The organism is Flavobacterium davisii (assembly GCF_042182265.1).
Taxonomy (GTDB): Bacteria; Bacteroidota; Bacteroidia; order Flavobacteriales; family Flavobacteriaceae; genus Flavobacterium; species Flavobacterium davisii.
The window spans coordinates 1,286,563-1,302,751 of record NZ_CP097869.1 but is presented as its reverse complement, the minus strand read 5'-3'; the positions used below and the strand labels follow the sequence as shown (position 1 = coordinate 1,302,751).

At 32.0% G+C, this 16,189-nt stretch carries 17 protein-coding genes; 6 read left to right on the top strand and 11 right to left on the bottom strand.

Features of this window, described 5'->3' with window-relative positions; all coding sequences use genetic code 11:
* Positions 1–12 precede the first annotated feature (12 nt).
* The 3 genes from trxA to NAB20_RS05430 all read right to left on the bottom strand — a co-directional run bounded on the left by trxA (position 13) and on the right by NAB20_RS05430 (position 2,367).
* Positions 13–330 (bottom strand): thioredoxin, encoded by a 318-nt coding sequence (gene trxA / locus NAB20_RS05440; protein ID WP_014166118.1) that lies wholly within the window; start codon positions 328–330, stop codon positions 13–15.
* Between the two features lie 157 nt (positions 331–487).
* Positions 488–1,438: an outer membrane beta-barrel protein gene (locus NAB20_RS05435; RefSeq protein WP_127823510.1), complete on the bottom strand. Its 951-nt coding sequence runs from the start codon at positions 1,436–1,438 to the stop codon at positions 488–490.
* 242 nt (positions 1,439–1,680) lie between these two features.
* Positions 1,681–2,367, bottom strand: coding sequence for a DUF6252 family protein (locus NAB20_RS05430; RefSeq protein ID WP_375605663.1), 687 nt, complete (start codon positions 2,365–2,367; stop codon positions 1,681–1,683).
* Positions 2,368–2,533: 166 nt separating this feature from the next.
* Between NAB20_RS05430 and NAB20_RS05425 the strand changes: the two genes are divergently transcribed.
* The 3 genes from NAB20_RS05425 to NAB20_RS05415 all read left to right on the top strand — a co-directional run bounded on the left by NAB20_RS05425 (position 2,534) and on the right by NAB20_RS05415 (position 4,378).
* A complete protein-coding gene (locus tag NAB20_RS05425; protein WP_105195530.1) occupies positions 2,534–3,052 on the top strand; it encodes a 30S ribosomal protein S16 in 519 nt (172 codons plus the stop codon).
* A 17-nt stretch (positions 3,053–3,069) separates the two neighbouring features.
* Positions 3,070–3,603: a ribosome maturation factor RimM gene (gene rimM / locus NAB20_RS05420; protein WP_088391256.1), complete on the top strand. Its 534-nt coding sequence runs from the start codon at positions 3,070–3,072 to the stop codon at positions 3,601–3,603.
* 70 nt (positions 3,604–3,673) lie between these two features.
* Positions 3,674–4,378, top strand: coding sequence for a tRNA1(Val) (adenine(37)-N6)-methyltransferase (locus NAB20_RS05415; RefSeq protein WP_105195531.1), 705 nt, complete (start codon positions 3,674–3,676; stop codon positions 4,376–4,378).
* 66 nt (positions 4,379–4,444) lie between these two features.
* On the opposite strand, the gene hppD is transcribed toward NAB20_RS05415, so the two are convergent.
* The 3 genes from hppD to NAB20_RS05400 form a co-directional block, all read right to left on the bottom strand.
* Positions 4,445–5,608 carry a 4-hydroxyphenylpyruvate dioxygenase gene (gene hppD / locus NAB20_RS05410; protein ID WP_105195532.1) on the bottom strand — a complete coding sequence of 388 codons (1,164 nt, stop codon included), beginning with the start codon at positions 5,606–5,608 and terminating at the stop codon, positions 4,445–4,447.
* Positions 5,609–5,713: 105 nt separating this feature from the next.
* Positions 5,714–6,871 (bottom strand): homogentisate 1,2-dioxygenase, encoded by a 1,158-nt coding sequence (locus NAB20_RS05405; RefSeq protein WP_105195533.1) that lies wholly within the window; start codon positions 6,869–6,871, stop codon positions 5,714–5,716.
* Between the two features lie 192 nt (positions 6,872–7,063).
* On the bottom strand, positions 7,064–7,489 hold the full coding sequence (locus tag NAB20_RS05400) for a hypothetical protein (protein ID WP_105195534.1): 426 nt from the start codon (positions 7,487–7,489) through the stop codon (positions 7,064–7,066).
* A 156-nt stretch (positions 7,490–7,645) separates the two neighbouring features.
* Between NAB20_RS05400 and greA the strand changes: the two genes are divergently transcribed.
* The 3 genes from greA to recA are packed head-to-tail and all read left to right on the top strand — an operon-like array spanning position 7,646 to position 9,553.
* Entirely contained in the window at positions 7,646–8,122 is a 477-nt protein-coding gene (greA, locus tag NAB20_RS05395) for a transcription elongation factor GreA (RefSeq protein ID WP_088391296.1), read from the top strand.
* Positions 8,123–8,133: 11 nt separating this feature from the next.
* A complete protein-coding gene (locus NAB20_RS05390; protein WP_127823508.1) occupies positions 8,134–8,523 on the top strand; it encodes an HIT family protein in 390 nt (129 codons plus the stop codon).
* A 25-nt stretch (positions 8,524–8,548) separates the two neighbouring features.
* The gene (recA, locus tag NAB20_RS05385; protein WP_014166107.1) at positions 8,549–9,553 is read left to right on the top strand and encodes a recombinase RecA; all 1,005 of its coding nucleotides are present in this window, start codon (positions 8,549–8,551) and stop codon (positions 9,551–9,553) included.
* A gap of 288 nt (positions 9,554–9,841) precedes the next feature.
* Here recA and bioB read toward each other — a convergent pair whose 3' ends face one another.
* The 5 genes from bioB to NAB20_RS05360 form a co-directional block, all read right to left on the bottom strand.
* Positions 9,842–10,924 carry a biotin synthase BioB gene (gene bioB / locus NAB20_RS05380; RefSeq protein ID WP_088390155.1) on the bottom strand — a complete coding sequence of 361 codons (1,083 nt, stop codon included), beginning with the start codon at positions 10,922–10,924 and terminating at the stop codon, positions 9,842–9,844.
* Between the two features lie 105 nt (positions 10,925–11,029).
* Complete coding sequence (locus NAB20_RS05375; protein ID WP_258129803.1) at positions 11,030–12,010, bottom strand: porin; 981 nt, start codon at positions 12,008–12,010, stop codon at positions 11,030–11,032.
* 324 nt (positions 12,011–12,334) lie between these two features.
* Positions 12,335–13,012, bottom strand: coding sequence for an aquaporin Z (aqpZ, locus tag NAB20_RS05370; protein ID WP_088390151.1), 678 nt, complete (start codon positions 13,010–13,012; stop codon positions 12,335–12,337).
* A 235-nt stretch (positions 13,013–13,247) separates the two neighbouring features.
* Positions 13,248–14,168 (bottom strand): bifunctional riboflavin kinase/FAD synthetase, encoded by a 921-nt coding sequence (locus NAB20_RS05365; RefSeq protein WP_105195538.1) that lies wholly within the window; start codon positions 14,166–14,168, stop codon positions 13,248–13,250.
* 59 nt (positions 14,169–14,227) lie between these two features.
* The gene (locus NAB20_RS05360) at positions 14,228–16,180 is read right to left on the bottom strand and encodes a M43 family zinc metalloprotease (RefSeq protein ID WP_375605662.1); all 1,953 of its coding nucleotides are present in this window, start codon (positions 16,178–16,180) and stop codon (positions 14,228–14,230) included.
* Between the last annotated feature and the right edge of the window lie 9 nt (positions 16,181–16,189).

Below are 16,189 nucleotides of genomic sequence, written 5' to 3'. Positions count from 1 at the left end.
CTTATATTTTTATTACAATAAAGCATCTATTGCTTTAGCATAAGTATCTTTAGGAGCTACACCTACCTGACGTCCCACTACTTCACCATTTTGAAAAATCAAAACAGTAGGAATATTACGAACACCGTACTTTGCAGCAAATTCTTGATTGGCATCTACATCCACCTTCCCTATTACTGCTTTCCCTTCATATTCCGTTGCAATTTCATCAATAACGGGTCCCACCATACGACAAGGTCCGCACCAAGCCGCCCAAAAATCCACTAAAACTGGTTTGTCTGATTGTAATACTACCTCATCAAATGTAGCATCTGTAATTGCTAATGCCATGTTCTTTTTTTTAAATTGTTACACAAATTTACTATTTTATTTCAATTACAAACACACTTCTATATTAATAATCAAAATAGCTTTATAAGCAAAACAAATAACTAAAATCAAAGAGTCGCTTAAAAGCGACTCTTTGATTCTTTTTAACACATAACGATTAAAAATTATAACGCATACCTAATGACAAACCAATACCACTGATACCCACATACGAACTTAACTCATCTTTAGGTCTTGATGAATCAAAGCCTGTTGGATTTGTTTCTACATTATTAGAGCTCGCATTTAACTGGCTGATATAATTTGTATGAGATTCTGAATAAGACAAATTAGATAATTGATTTACTCCTTCTACTACATATTCTGTAGTTTCTTTTGTTTTTCCGTGTACAGTAAAGTTTCTGTATTCAACTTCAGCATAAGCTGATAATTTTGGAGCTATTTTATAAGACGTACCAACAGAAGCCATAAAACCAAGTGTAGGATTAGGCTTTACTACGTCTGTTCTTTCTGAATTTTTATATTTTGAAAAAGCAGGATTTGAAGCATAAACCGATGATATAGTAGACTTTGTAGACGATTTTATCGTTAAATCACCAAATACAGGCAGAATAACCCCCACTTTAGTATAAGGTTCAAAATTACCCACTTCTCCTAAATACAACACAACTGAAGGAGATAAATCCAATGCTCTAATTTTCCCACTTACGACAGCATCAAAATTACCAATAGATGAAACAGGGGTTTTAATAGAAACATGTCTTTCAGCCATAGTTCTAGAAGCTCCCATATAGTAATGCACTCCCATTTCAACTCCCAAACGCTCTGAAAAACGAAATCCCGCAACAAGATTGGTTCTTGAACCTTCACCAAAAGACCCTGTAATAGATTCTTTAGAAACTAAACTTGATGAAACACCACCTGGACTAACAGTTACTAATGTTGATTCATTTGTTGCAGCTAAACCACTTACCACAGGAAATTCAGTTCCAACAGTTTGAATAAAGTAAGAGCCTCCTGCTTTCAAATAAAATCCTCTTTTTGAATCTTGAGCATTAGTAGCCAACGATAGAACTACTGCTCCTAGCAACATAAATTTTCTAATCATTTCTTTAACAATTAATTGAGTTAATTATATATTTTGGAATTTCCAAAAAAATGCGTTGTGATATTACAAAAAAAACCACAAACAAATGTTATTTATTAGCAAATATATTCTAAAAAACGGTTTATAAAAACAATTTATTTAAAAAACACTAAACAAAAAAACAAAATTGTTTTAAATAACTAACAATCATTTAGATTACAAAATTAAATCTCCGATACATAAAACAAAAACAATACAGACATCTATCTTGAAATAGGCATTTTATAAAAAACCCCTTCTTTTCCACTTATACTAGTTCCTGAACTAGAAGTTGCCATAAACATAAAGGTTCCCGAAATAGTTGTTCCGGTATTTTCAGTAATAACAATCTGTCCACCAGTGTTAGCTGTACGACTAATTTTGAGTTGCGCATCATTGTTTCCCCCATTTACAGTTACTAAATCCCCTCCTTTATAATCTTTACCTGGATTTGCTAAGGTAACTTCAGAGATCATACCTTGCGAATCAACTTCGATATTCACCTTTAATCCTGTTCCCGATCCTCCTGAAACACTTACAATTCTAGCACCTAAATAACCCGTACCTCTTTTTACAATTTCCATTTGACTAACAGGTCCTTTAACTAGTGCTGTAGAAAAGCTCTCCGTCCCTTGACTTACTCCTTTATACACAACAATTCCATCTTGATTAGTTGTTCCTAAAGGATAAACACCTTCTTTAGTACTGTTAGTCTGAATTTTTAAATTATGGGTAGAGGAACTTCCTTCCAAAACCAACCCTCCCGAAGCATCTATCTTAGCACTCTTACTATTTGCTTTCCACAAACTATTTCCTATAGCAACCTGAAATGCGGGATTATTAAAAGCAACATCGTCTTGACAAGAAATCCCAAACAATGAAACCAAAAAAAGACACGTAATATTTTTCATCTTCAATTTTATAAAAAGCAAAAATAACAGATATTAGCTCAATATACGCCGCTCAAATTCTAAAAAGAAAACAAAATATCATTTAGCGTTTTAAAAAACAAAATAATCCGTATATTTGCAGCCTTAAATAACCGAGGTCGGGAACCTCAATTTAATCCAAACAATTATGCCAGTTAGAATTAGATTACAAAGACATGGTAAAAAAGGAAAACCTTTTTACTGGATTGTAGCGGCGGATTCACGCTCAAAGAGAGATGGTAAATTCTTAGAAAAAATAGGAACTTACAATCCAAACACTAACCCTGCAACTATCGACTTAAATGTTGACAAAGCGGTAACATGGTTATTCAACGGTGCTCAACCGACTGATACTGCAAGAGCAATTCTTTCTTACAAAGGAGCTTTATTAAAACACCATTTAGAAGGTGGTGTTCGTAAAGGCGCTTTAACTCCTGAACAAGCAGAAGCTAAATTCACAGCTTGGGTAGAAGAAAAAGCAACTAAAGTAAATGCTAAAAAAGATGGCTTAGCTAAATCTAAAGCTGAAGCTAAAGCTGAAGCTTTTAAAGCTGAAAAAGAAGCTAACGAAAAACGCATGGCAGCTCAAGCTGAAGCAGCTAAAACAGCAGCTGTTGAGGAAGCACCAGTTGTAGAAGAGAGTAACAACGAAGAAACAGAAGCTTAATTATAATTTAGCGATCTATGCGTAAAGACGATTGTTTCTATTTGGGTAAAATCGCTAAAAAATTTAGTTTCAAGGGCGAGGTCTTAATCTATTTAGATACAGATGAACCCGAAATGTATGAAGAATTGGAATCGGTCTTTGTTGCTCACAACAAAGACTTGGTTCCTTTTTTTATTAAAAAATCACAGCTCCACAAAGCCTCTTTTCTAAAAGTAAAATTTGAAGATATAGATTCAGAAGCAGCAGCTGACGAAATAATAGGCAAAGAAGTTTATCTTCCTCTATCTATGTTACCCCGTTTAGAAGGCAATAAATTTTACTATCACGAAATAATAGGATACAAAGTTTTAGATCAACGCTTAGGATATATTGGCAATATAGTAGCCATTAACGATAGTGCTGCTCAAGCTCTTTTTGAAATAAAGAAAGAAGAGATTGAAATTTTAGTTCCTATGATAGACGAATTTATTGTAGAAGTAAATCGAGAGGATAAAACCATTGTTCTAAACACTCCAAAAGGACTAGTTGACCTTTATTTAAAACAAGAATAACTATTCGACAATATTTTTATATTCGAAGATTGTAGCAAAGCTACAGTCTTTTTTTATACCATATCCAATCATGTTTCAGTTCAAACAATTTGCTATTCAACAAGACCGTTGTGCTATGAAAGTTGGCACGGATGGTGTCCTACTAGGCGCTTGGACTCCTCTTATAAATAACCCCTATTCCATTTTAGATATAGGCAGCGGCAGCGGCTTAATAGCTCTCATGTTAGCACAAAGATCCCAAGCTGAACAAATAGATGCAATAGAAATAGATGATGACGCTTACGAACAATGTGTTGACAACTTTGAACAATCTCCTTGGAATGATCGTCTTTATTGTTATCATGCAGGATTAGATGAGTTTGTAGATGAAATAGATGAAGTATACGATTTAATCGTATCAAACCCTCCATTTTACACCACTAATTATAAAAGTAATAAAGAATCACGCGACAGAGCTCGTTTTGAAGATTCACTCCCTTTTGAAGAGTTGATTGAAGCCGTTGACTTTTTTCTTTCAGAGCAAGGTATTTTTACTCTTATTATTCCTTTTACTGAAGAAGATAAAATCAAAGATTTATGCAATGAACGCTCTTTATTTCCTTTACGAATTACAAGAGTCAAAGGAAACCCTGAATCTGAAATAAAGAGGAGCTTAATGAGTTTTACAAGAATTGCGCAAACTCCTATAATAGATGAATTAACAATAGAGTACTCTAGACACAATTATACGGAAGACTATATTAAACTCACTCAAGATTTCTACTTAAAGATGTAACTTACAATCTCATTATATAAAAAAGAGATTATCTCTTATTTTGATAATCTCTTTTTTCATTTTTTTTTACAAAGTACCTCTCAACATTTGTTCTCTTTCGATAGACTCAAACAAAGCTTTGAAATTACCTGCTCCAAATCCTTTTGCTCCCATTCTTTGAATAATTTCAAAAAACAATGTGGGACGATCTTCAACTGGTCTAGTAAATATTTGCAACAAATACCCTTCTTCATCTGCATCAATCATGATTCCTAATTTTTGCAACTCATTAATATCTTCTTTAAATTTAGACATGTGATCTTTTAAACGTTCAGGAATTGCATCATAGTAGGCTTGTGGTGGAGTAGTTAAAAACTCTACCCCTCTTGCACGCATATCAGCAACTGTTTTAATAATATCATCAGTAGCTACCGCAATATGCTGCACTCCTTCTCCTTCATAAAAATCTAAATACTCTTCAATTTGGGAGCGCTTTTTACCATTGGCAGGCTCATTAATAGGAAATTTAATTCTACCATTTCCATTTGACATAACTTTAGACATTAAGGCCGAATATTCCGTAGTTATTTGTTTATCATCAAAAGATAGAAAATTTACAAACCCCATTACATCTTCAAACCATTTTACTGCTTCATTCATACGATTCCAACCTGTATTCCCAACCATGTGATCAATATATTTTAACCCCACAGATTCTGGATTATAATCGGATTTCCATTCATTGTATCCTGGCATAAATACTCCGTTGTAATTTTTCCTTTCTACAAAAACAAAAACTGTTTCACCGTAAGCTCCATAAATTCCTGCTCTTACAACTTCTCCGTTTTCATCTTTTTCAACAATTGGATCAAAATAAGGCTTTGCTCCTCTTTTTGTAGTTTCTTCAAATGCAGAACGAGCATCTTCTACCCAAAGAGCAATTACTTTAACACCATCTCCATGCTTCTTAACATGTTCCCCGATAGGCGAATCACTATTTAAAGCTGTTGTTAATACTAAACGAATTTTATCCTGTTTTAGAACATAAGATGCACGGTCTTTTACTCCTGTTTCTAACCCAGCATAAGCCAACGACTGGAAACCGAAGGCTGTCTTGTAAAAATGGGCTGCCTGTTTTGCATTTCCTACATATAACTCTACGTAATCTGTCCCTAAAAGAGGAAGGAAGTCTTGCGCTCCTTCAAATATTTTTTCTAAACCGTATTCTACAGATTGTAATTCTTGTGACATAATTTTTCTATTAAGATTGAAATATTAAAATGCTATTTTCATTAAATAAGTTATGAAACGATGATAATACTTCTTTTGTTTATTTTATTTTTATTTTTTAGACTTTCAATCCAACCAAGATTGATAATACTTATCATCTGCAATTTGCATGGCTTCTTCTGTAATCATCAAAGGTTTAAAAGTATCAACCATTACAGCCAATTCTAATGTTTCTTTTTTACCTATACTTCTTTCGGCTGCTCCAGGATGTGGCCCATGTGGTATACCTGCTGGATGTAAGGATACATGCCCTACCTCTATATCATTGCGACTCATAAAGTCACCATCGACATAATACAAGACTTCATCCGAATCTATATTACTATGATTGTAAGGTGCTGGAATTGATTCTGGATGATAATCATATAATCTTGGTACAAATGAACAAATTACAAAAGCATCTGTTTCAAATGTTTGATGTATTGGAGGAGGTAAGTGTATACGTCCTGTTATAGGTTCAAAATCATGAATAGAAAAGGCATAAGGATAATTATATCCATCGTATCCAACAACATCAAATGGATGTGAAGCATAAACTACATCAAAAATCTCATCTTTTTTCTTGATTTTAATTAAAAAATCTCCTTTTTCATTATAACTTTCTAACTCTTCTGGTCTACGAATATCCCGTTCACAAAAAGGAGAATGCTCTAATAATTGTCCGAACCAATTTCTATATCTTTTTGGTGTATATACTGGTCTTTTAGATTCTACAATAAACAATCTATTATCCTCTGTTGCAAAATCAATTTTGTAAATCACACCTCTCGGAATGACTAAGTAGTCTCCGTACTTAAAATCGAGATTACCCAACATTGTTCTTAACGTACCTGTCCCTTTGTGAATAAAGATCACTTCATCAGAATCGGTATTTTTATAAAAATAACCAGTAGTAGATTTCCTAGGAGCGGCCAAAACAATATGACAATCTGAATTTGTTAAGATTATTTTTCTACTTTCTAAAAAATCATCTTTCGGCATTATTTGAAAACCGCGTAAACGATATGATTGTATATTGTTTGTTTTAGCAATTTTAGGAGCTACTGAATACTGATTTTTTATTTCTTTTACCATTGTAGGCCTGTACTCATGATACATATTGGTTGACATACCATCAAAACCAATAGTTCCAAAAAGTTGCTCATAATATAAATCGCCATTTTCTTTGCGGAATTGAATATGACGTTTGTGGGGAATTTTTCCTAATTTGTGATATATAGGCATTGCATAAAATGTGTTAATTAGACCATTTTTAAAAACTTTTTTAATTATATCAAATCTCTTAAATAATTAAAACTAACTTCACATTAAAATCATTCAGGACTTCTTTTGATAAGAAATTTCAAATGAATTAATAAATCTTCAAATATAGACTTCATATTATACAAATTTCGGAAAAAAAGTGGTAAAAAAAAATTAATTATAAACCCTAAGTATTCCGTTTAAATTCTCAACATTGTATCTTTTTAAAGGATATTGTTTTCTTCCGTCTCCTGTATATAAACTAAACTCACTATTATCACAGCCACATTGTGCATTAATCCCTTTGATATTTAATTTTGAACAACTGGTCGGATATTGAATAGGGCAGCTTGCTTCCCATGCAACATAATCATTTGTTCCTCCTGTTTTCATCACAATAACCCCCTGAATACCTACACCCGGAATCATAATCAACAAAGGATCTCCAGGATAATTAAGTTTATTATAAGAAGGAAGCGCTAAATTTATATCAATTGAAAAACTATTATTTATCAAATAAGGATTCGCATTATTAATAGTATTATTTTTATCGCAAGCTAGAGTCAAAACTAAGATCATTATTAAAAAATATTTTTTCATGCTTTTTATTTGATTTTTTTTGCAACAAATTTAAATTATTTACATTTGTATAACGTTGAATCAATCAATTAAATTACTAACTGAATAAAAAATAGTATCTTTGCGAGAAATCCCGCTACAATGGGATTTTTTCTATTTATACAATACAATGATGTTATGAGTAAAGTATCTTATTATACAGCTGAAGGATTAAAAAAATTAAAAGAAGAACTAGAATATTTAAAATCTGTAGAACGCCCTAAAGCATCTGAAGCCATTGCTGAAGCTCGCGACAAAGGAGATTTGTCAGAAAATGCGGAATACGACGCTGCTAAAGAAGCACAAGGTCTTTTAGAAATGAAAATTTCTAAAATGGAAGAGCTATATGCTAATGCCCGATTAATTGACGAATCTCAACTAGACTTATCAAAAGTTCTAGTTTTATCTAACGTTAAAATAAAAAACCAAGCAAATGGAATGGAATTAACGTATCAATTAGTTGCTGAAAGCGAAGCGAATTTAAAGAAAAATAAAATTTCCGTTACCTCTCCTATAGGAAAAGGTTTGTTAGGAAAATCTGTAGGCGAGATTGCCGAAATTAAAGTACCAAATGGTGTTTTAAAATTTGAAGTTTTAGAAATTACTAGAGACTAATTATATATTCAATGGCTTCTATTTTTACAAAAATTATAAACGGTGAAATTCCTTGCTATAAAATAGCAGAAGATAAAGATTATTTAGCATTTTTAGATGTAAACCCAAATGCTAAAGGACACACTCTTTGTATCCCTAAAAAAGAAATAGATAAGATTTTTGAAATGGATAATGAGCTCTATTTAGGCTTAATGGATTTTTCAAAAAAAGTGGCTACTGCAATTGCGAAAGCAATTCCTTGTAAACGAGTAGGAATGACTGTAATTGGTTTAGAGGTTCCTCATACCCATGTACATTTAATACCATTAAACACGATGGATGATGCTCGTTTTACTCACAAAGTAAAACTATCGGATGAAGAATTTCAAATAATTGCTCAAGCTATTACAAAGCAATTATAATTTTAACACCTGTAAATTCAAAAAAATGAGTTCAGAAAAAGAGGCAAAACTAAAGGCTTTACAGCTTACTTTAGATAAATTAGATAAAGCATACGGAAAAGGTACCGTAATGAAAATGGGGGATAAAGCTATAGAAGAGGTAGAAGTTATTTCTTCGGGATCCCTAGGAGTAGATTTAGCACTAGGTGTTGGTGGTTATCCTAAAGGTCGTATTATAGAAATATTTGGCCCTGAATCATCAGGAAAAACTACCCTTACACTACATGCAATTGCAGAAGCTCAAAAAGCAGGTGGAATTGCGGCTTTTATAGATGCAGAACACGCATTTGATCGATTTTATGCAGAAAAATTAGGTATTGACATTGACAATCTGATTATTTCACAACCTGATAATGGCGAACAAGCCTTAGAAATTGCTGAAAGCTTAATTCGATCTGGAGCTGTCGATATTGTGGTAATAGATTCTGTTGCTGCGCTTACTCCAAAAAGCGAAATTGAAGGCGATATGGGCGATTCTAAGATGGGATTACATGCCCGTTTAATGTCACAAGCATTACGTAAATTAACAGCCACTATTAGCAAAACTAATTGTACTGTTTTTTTCATCAATCAGCTTCGTGATAAAATAGGGGTAATGTTTGGTAATCCCGAAACTACAACTGGTGGTAATGCCCTTAAATTTTACGCATCGGTACGTTTAGACATCCGTCGTTCTTCTCAAATTAAGGATGGCGAAAATGTATTAGGAAATCGCACTAAAGTCAAAATAGTTAAAAACAAGGTAGCACCTCCTTTTAAAACAGCAGAATTTGATATTATGTATGGCGAAGGAGTTTCAAAAACAGGAGAGATATTAGACTTAGCTGTTGAGTTTGAAGTGATTAAAAAATCAGGATCTTGGTTTAGTTACGGAGAAACAAAATTAGGTCAAGGTCGTGACTCTGTTAAATCATTAATAAAAGATAATCCAGAATTAGCAGAAGAACTAGAAATCAAAATTAAAGAATTAATTAAAAATTTAGAAAATTAATCCAAAATAGTTGCAATTAAATTTTGCAACTATTTTTTTTTTTATATATATTTACTATATATGAAAAGAAGAAACAAACAAAACCGTCATCTATTAATCATATTACTGACAGCAAAGTCTATTTTTGCTGTTACACCAGCGCCTCCTCCACCAGTGAAAAGAGCGGTTCCCCCTGGTTCCTTTCCTATAGATGACCATTTACCAATTTTAATTCTTTCAGCAATATTATTATCATTTTATTTTTTCAGAAAGAGTACAAAAAAAGCTCCTAAAAATTAGGAGCTTTTTTTATTTCTTATTTGAAACAGCTAAATTACGTTCTATCTCATGTCCTGGTCTAGACCATTTAGGTTTTTCTCCTAAAGATTGAAACTCAGAGTCGCACGCTTCTACTGTTTTGGGCTGCATTAACTTAATAAAAGGTTTTTGAGGGTTCAACCCTAGTAACTCGAACATTTTCATATCTTCATTCACATCTGGGTTGGGTGTAGTCAACAATTTATCTCCCGCAAAAATTGAGTTTGCACCTGCAAAGAAACACATTGCTTGTCCCTCTCTGGACATTTGAGTTCTACCTGCCGAAAGCCTAACTTGTGTTTCAGGCATAACAATTCTGGTTGTAGCTACCATTCTAATCATTTCCCAAATTTCAACTGGTTTTTCGTTTTCCATAGGAGTTCCTTCTACTGCTACTAAAGCATTAATTGGAACGGATTCGGGTTGTGGATTTAGAGTAGACAAAGCAACTAACATACCTGCTCTATCTTCTATACTTTCTCCCATACCTATTATACCTCCGCTACAAACGGTTACATTTGTTTTACGTACATTTTCAATTGTTTTGATACGATCTTCAAAACCTCGTGTTGAAATTACTTCTTTATAATATTCTTCGGAAGTATCTAAGTTATGGTTGTAAGCATACAAACCTGCTTCTGCTAGTCGTTGCGCTTGATTTTCAGTAAGCATACCTAATGTACAACATACCTCCATATCTAGCTTGTTAATAGTACGAACCATTTCTAAAACTTGATCAAATTCAGGACCGTCTTTTACGTTTCTCCATGCAGCTCCCATGCAAACCCTAGAAGAGCCTGATTCTTTTGCTCTTAAGGCTTGTGCTTTTACTTGATTAACAGTCATCAGGTCATTTCCTTCAACATCTGTATGATAACGTGCTGCTTGAGGACAATAACCGCAATCTTCTGGACATCCCCCTGTTTTTATAGACAGAAGTGTTGAAACTTGCACCGTATTAGGATCATGCTTTTCTCTATGAATAGTAGCTGCTTGATAAAGCAAGTCCATCAATGGCTGATTGTATATTTCGATAATTTCTTCTTTACTCCAATTATGTCTTGTAATACTCATAAATAGATTATTTAGGGGTCAAAAATACACAATTCGTTTAATATAAAGGGTGTAATAAATTAACTTTTATGTTATGCAAATAAATTAATTTGACTCTATTTGCAATTAGGTTCTGAATATTAAACTTGTCGTTATAGAAAAATTCTTATTATCATTATTAAATATACGATCTTTTGAATTATATGTTTTGGCTTCAAAACGGAATTTTAATTTTTCGGTTAGATCATAATCTAAATTAGATGAAAAACCCAATACTTGAAAACCATTTGGTGTTCCTGTTGGCACTATAATTTGATATTTATCACTATAATATTCTGCTCTAAAAGCTGCTATGGTTTTTTTATTAATTTGACTTTTTGCCATTAATATAGGACCATACCAAGTGCCATAATTTGTATTATTATATTTATCTGATCCAATATCAAAACCAGCTATTAACCCAAATTTTTCGGATGGTTCGTATTGCATATACACATTATGAAAAGTTCTAATCGCTTTTATACTATCGGGCTTATCTGTACCAATAAAATTACTGTAATTAAAAAATATTTTTTTATTAGGCTTAAAAGTTATTTGCCCTCCAAAAGACGGTCTTTGAACAAAATCTGGCCTTTTTATTCTTTGCCAACCATTCAGATATAAAGCTGCTAAATAAAATTTTTCATTTGGTGATTGATAAGACACTCTAACCCCTGCTTCATAATAAGGAGATCCCTCTGTAATTAAGCTTCTTGTTAATGTCCAACAATCACCTCCAACAGCACTTCCAAACCCTATATGAGAAGGCAAGACACCAACATCTAACCACAAATTACGCTTTTTAGATAGTCTTGCTCCTACATTTGCTTCATAAACAAACTGTGCCCAAGTAGGTTCAGCACTTAAATTGTAAGTCGCATAATTTCCTCCCATTAATCCTAAATTAGCTCTAATGTTTTGATCTTTATAATTTAGTTTTAATAATAGCAAATTGAAGTTAACTTCGTTATGTCTTTTATGACTGTATACGAAATTAGGTTTTTCATGATTGTCGGGCTTTAAAAAATCGTAACTATAATACAATTCTCCATAAGCACTAACTGTCATTTTTTTTAAAGTATCGTTTTGAGAAAAAACCTTTGATATTGGGGAAAAAAGGAAAAGAAAACTATATATTTTTATTAGTTTTGATTTAGTAATTTTTTGTATCATATATAAAATCAAAATATATTATTAATTTCTTAAAATAATTTTTTATTAGTTCTATATTTCAAATTTTAGAAATCAATTATACTAATAAAAAATTGGCATTAAACACTTAGTCATTACATTTTAATTTACTAAAGAAACAGGTAAAGATATTTCGAGATACTTGGAATAAAGGATCTATTGATAAATTGTTTTCTTTACACAATTTCTAGAGCGTAAATTTTAATCTGCTTTAAAATATTTGTAAACAAAACCTGCTAATAAAGAAGCTACTATAGGAACTATAACAAAAAGCCAAAGTTGAGAAATAGCCCAATCACCAACAAATATTGCTTGACTAATACTTCTTGCAGGATTTACAGAGGTATTTGTAACAGGTATACTTATTAAATGAATCAAAGTTAGAGCTAAACCTATTGCTATTCCTGCAAAACCTGAATTAGCTCTTGAATCTGTAGCTCCTAAAATTATCAACAAAAACATAAAAGTCATAACAAACTCTGTCACTATAGCTGCAACCATGTTGTACTTTCCTGGTGAATGTTCTCCATAACCATTGGCAGCAAAATCACCAATAACGCCACCATTTCCTGTTACAATTACATACAAAACTCCCGCAGCAAATATTGCACCTGCTATTTGAGAAACAACATAAGGCAAAATCTCTTTTGCATTAATTCTACCTCCAGCCCAAAGACCAATTGTTACAGCTGGATTTAAATGAGCCCCAGAAATATGCCCAAATGAATATGCAATAGTCAAGACTGTTAACCCAAAAGCAAAAGAAACTCCTGTTAACCCTACTCCAACAGTTCCGAAATTTGCAGCTAACATTGCGGTTCCACATCCTCCTAAAACCAACCAAAATGTACCAATAAATTCTGCTATATTTTTTTTCATAATACTATATAAACCCCCTACTCATTTGGCTTTTCGGTTACGCCTCGTTTTTTTTGGTGTCTGATCTCCAATTAAATTAAACTAATTTGTTGTAATATCAATAACTGCAGTTTTAATAAAACGGCACAAAAATAGTTATAATTTAGTATATCAATCAAACAAAAGATAACACTGAGTGAAGAATTGTATTTTTAAGAGAATATGAGGGGATATTTTAACAAAAAGACATTGTTGTTTAATTTTTTATAAGAAAAGTTTGCCTTTTATCTTCTTCTAATTGTTTTTTTAGTGATTCAAGAGAATCAAATTTTTGTTCTTTTCTAAGATAATGATGTAAAATAACGGTTACATTCTCTCCGTAAAACTCAAAATGACAATCTAACAAATGTACTTCTATAGTAACATACTGTCCGTTAATAGTAGGTCGACTTCCTATATTCATCATTCCTTTATAGATTTGTTTTTTTAAAAACACCTCTACAACATAAACTCCTTCTTTTGGTATTAATTTTAAAGGAGAATCTACTTGAATATTAGCTGTTGGAAAACCTATCGTTCTTCCTATTTGATTGCCTTTAATTACCTGCCCTCTAAAAGTATATGGATTACCCAAATATTGATTAGCTAATGCGATAGAACCTTCTTTAATACATTGCCTTATTTTAGTAGAACTAATCGTAATTTCATTTAGTTCTTCGGCGGATATTTGTTCTACCTCAAAATTATATTTTTCGCCAAATCGAATTAAATCATGGATATCGGAGGAACGATTTTTTCCAAATTTATGATCATATCCTATAATAATTTTTTGAATATTTAATTTATCAACTAAAATGGTCTTAACAAATTCTTCGCCAGACAAGGCTGACAAGGCCTGATTAAACTCTAAAAAGAGCAAATTATCTACCTGTAATTTTTCTAATAGTTCTATTTTTTCCTTATTCGTACTAAGGAGCTGAACAGGAGAATCTGTTTTTAAAAAAGTTCTTGGATGGTTAGAAAAGGTAATAACAACGGTTTCGTTGGATTGATTAGCATTAGATTGAAGTTTTCGAATGATTTTTTGATGCCCCAAATGTACTCCATCAAAAGTTCCTATGGTTACGATAGTCTTTTTATGGAATTGAACATTTGATAAATCGCTAATTACTTTCACCTTTTGTGATTTTGGTGAGCAAATTTAATGAAATAATAGAGAGAGGGGTTATTCTCTCTCTATTTTTTTATAAAAATTACGGCATCTGAATTAGTTTCTGTTACAATTTGAAACAAATACAACCCTGATGACAAATGACTAACTGCTTCAGGTTTTACAATATTTTTTTCTACTTTAAATTCTTTTATTAATTTACCTGTTAAATCAAAAATTTTACCTACTCCTTCTCGTCCTATTTTACTGCCAAATAAATAGTTTAATTCATCTCCAACGGGATTTGGTTCTAGGATGATTTGGTTTTCTAAATATTTAACACTAAATCCTTTCGTGCTCGATTTAGAAAACTTTCCTTCTCTAATAATAATATTATCTTTATAACCAATCTGATAATAGCCTTCTCCATTATCACAGCATAGTCCGTCTCCTTTTTCATCTTTTATATTAAAAGTATAACATTCTTTATCATTTAAATTCCATGTTTCTTGAATAGAAATGGGGTCATTATTGTTATAAGGTCCTCCTGAACGTATTATTTTTCCTGAGTTATTTAACAATTCCCAAGTAATGTCTTCTCCTTTATTATCTAATTGTAAATCAAATTTTACTTCATCATAAAAGAACACTTCTGGTTGAGCTGTGTTTATTATTTTTACTTTGGCAAAATTATTTGTACTTCTTGTATCATTCACTCCATTAACTGCTACGATTTCTACATTTAGTATATCATTTTCATTTCCTATTTCTGGAATGGACATTAAAGCGTATTGATTGGGTTTTAATATTCCTTTCCAATTAATATCTTTTGTAGCTTGATTATTAAAATGGTATTTTACTAAAACACTATTGATATCATTAATTCCTTGATTGATAATGGAAAATTTCCTAGGTTCATTGACACATAAATTGGTAAAACCTGTGTATTGTTTTTCAATTTTTATTTCAGCATCATTTACTAACAGTAATACAGGATTTTCTTTATCAGAGTTTACAATAGTTTTTCTTCTTGGTGAATTAGCTAATACTGTTTGTATTCGGTCTTTTTGATTTTGGGTAAAGATATTCATACAGTTATCATCTGTGTAATCCATATAGTTTTGCACCATTTCATTTTCTGTCCCAGTACAACTCAAAATTAAAGGGCAACCTGTATTTGAAGTATGCGCTTGTGGGGTATCTGCACAAAAATCATCCCCACACTCTAAATCTCCCCATATATGTCGTAATCCTAGCCAATGTCCTATTTCATGTGTAGTTGTCCTTCCTTTATCGTACCTAGAACTACCGTATATGCCATTTGGATAAATTTCTACAGAGCCAAAATTCAAATAATTTACAGCTATTCCATCGGTGGCTTCAGTACCCATTTCATCCGAACCCGGAACATTTGCTTTACTCGGAAATTGTGCTTGCCCTAATAATTGAGCGTTTACAAAATCAACTACCCAAATATTTAAATATAAAGAAGAATCCCATACTGTTTCTGGTTTTAAGATTAAATCTATGTCTCCTAATTTTTTCTCCGTATTTTCAGTCCATTTAGCATGATTATAATAAACACGATCAATACCATTGGTCGGATTTCCTGAAGGATCAACTTGTGCTAAAGCAAATTGAATTTGTAAATCCGCTCCGTTGGGGTGTGTATTATACCCTGGTGTATTTAATTTTTTTCTAAAATCATTATTCAACACCTCTATTTGCGAGATAACTTGCTTATCATCAATATTAGGTGCTTGACCTACATTTTGTCCAGAATGTACAATATGTACTACTACTGGTATAGTAATAATACCATTAAATGTAGATCTATTATTCTTTTGTTTCTCTATTAATGGATTTAACCATTTTTCAAACTGAACTAGATTTGCTCTTTTAGGATTATTTTTTTGTAAATATTTCTCATATTCTACAGTAGAACATCGAACTACTTTTCCTTCTTGATTGTTCTGTCCTTTGGAAACAAAAGATATAAGAAATACAAAAAGAGAAGCTATAATATAATTTATTTTCATAATTAACTG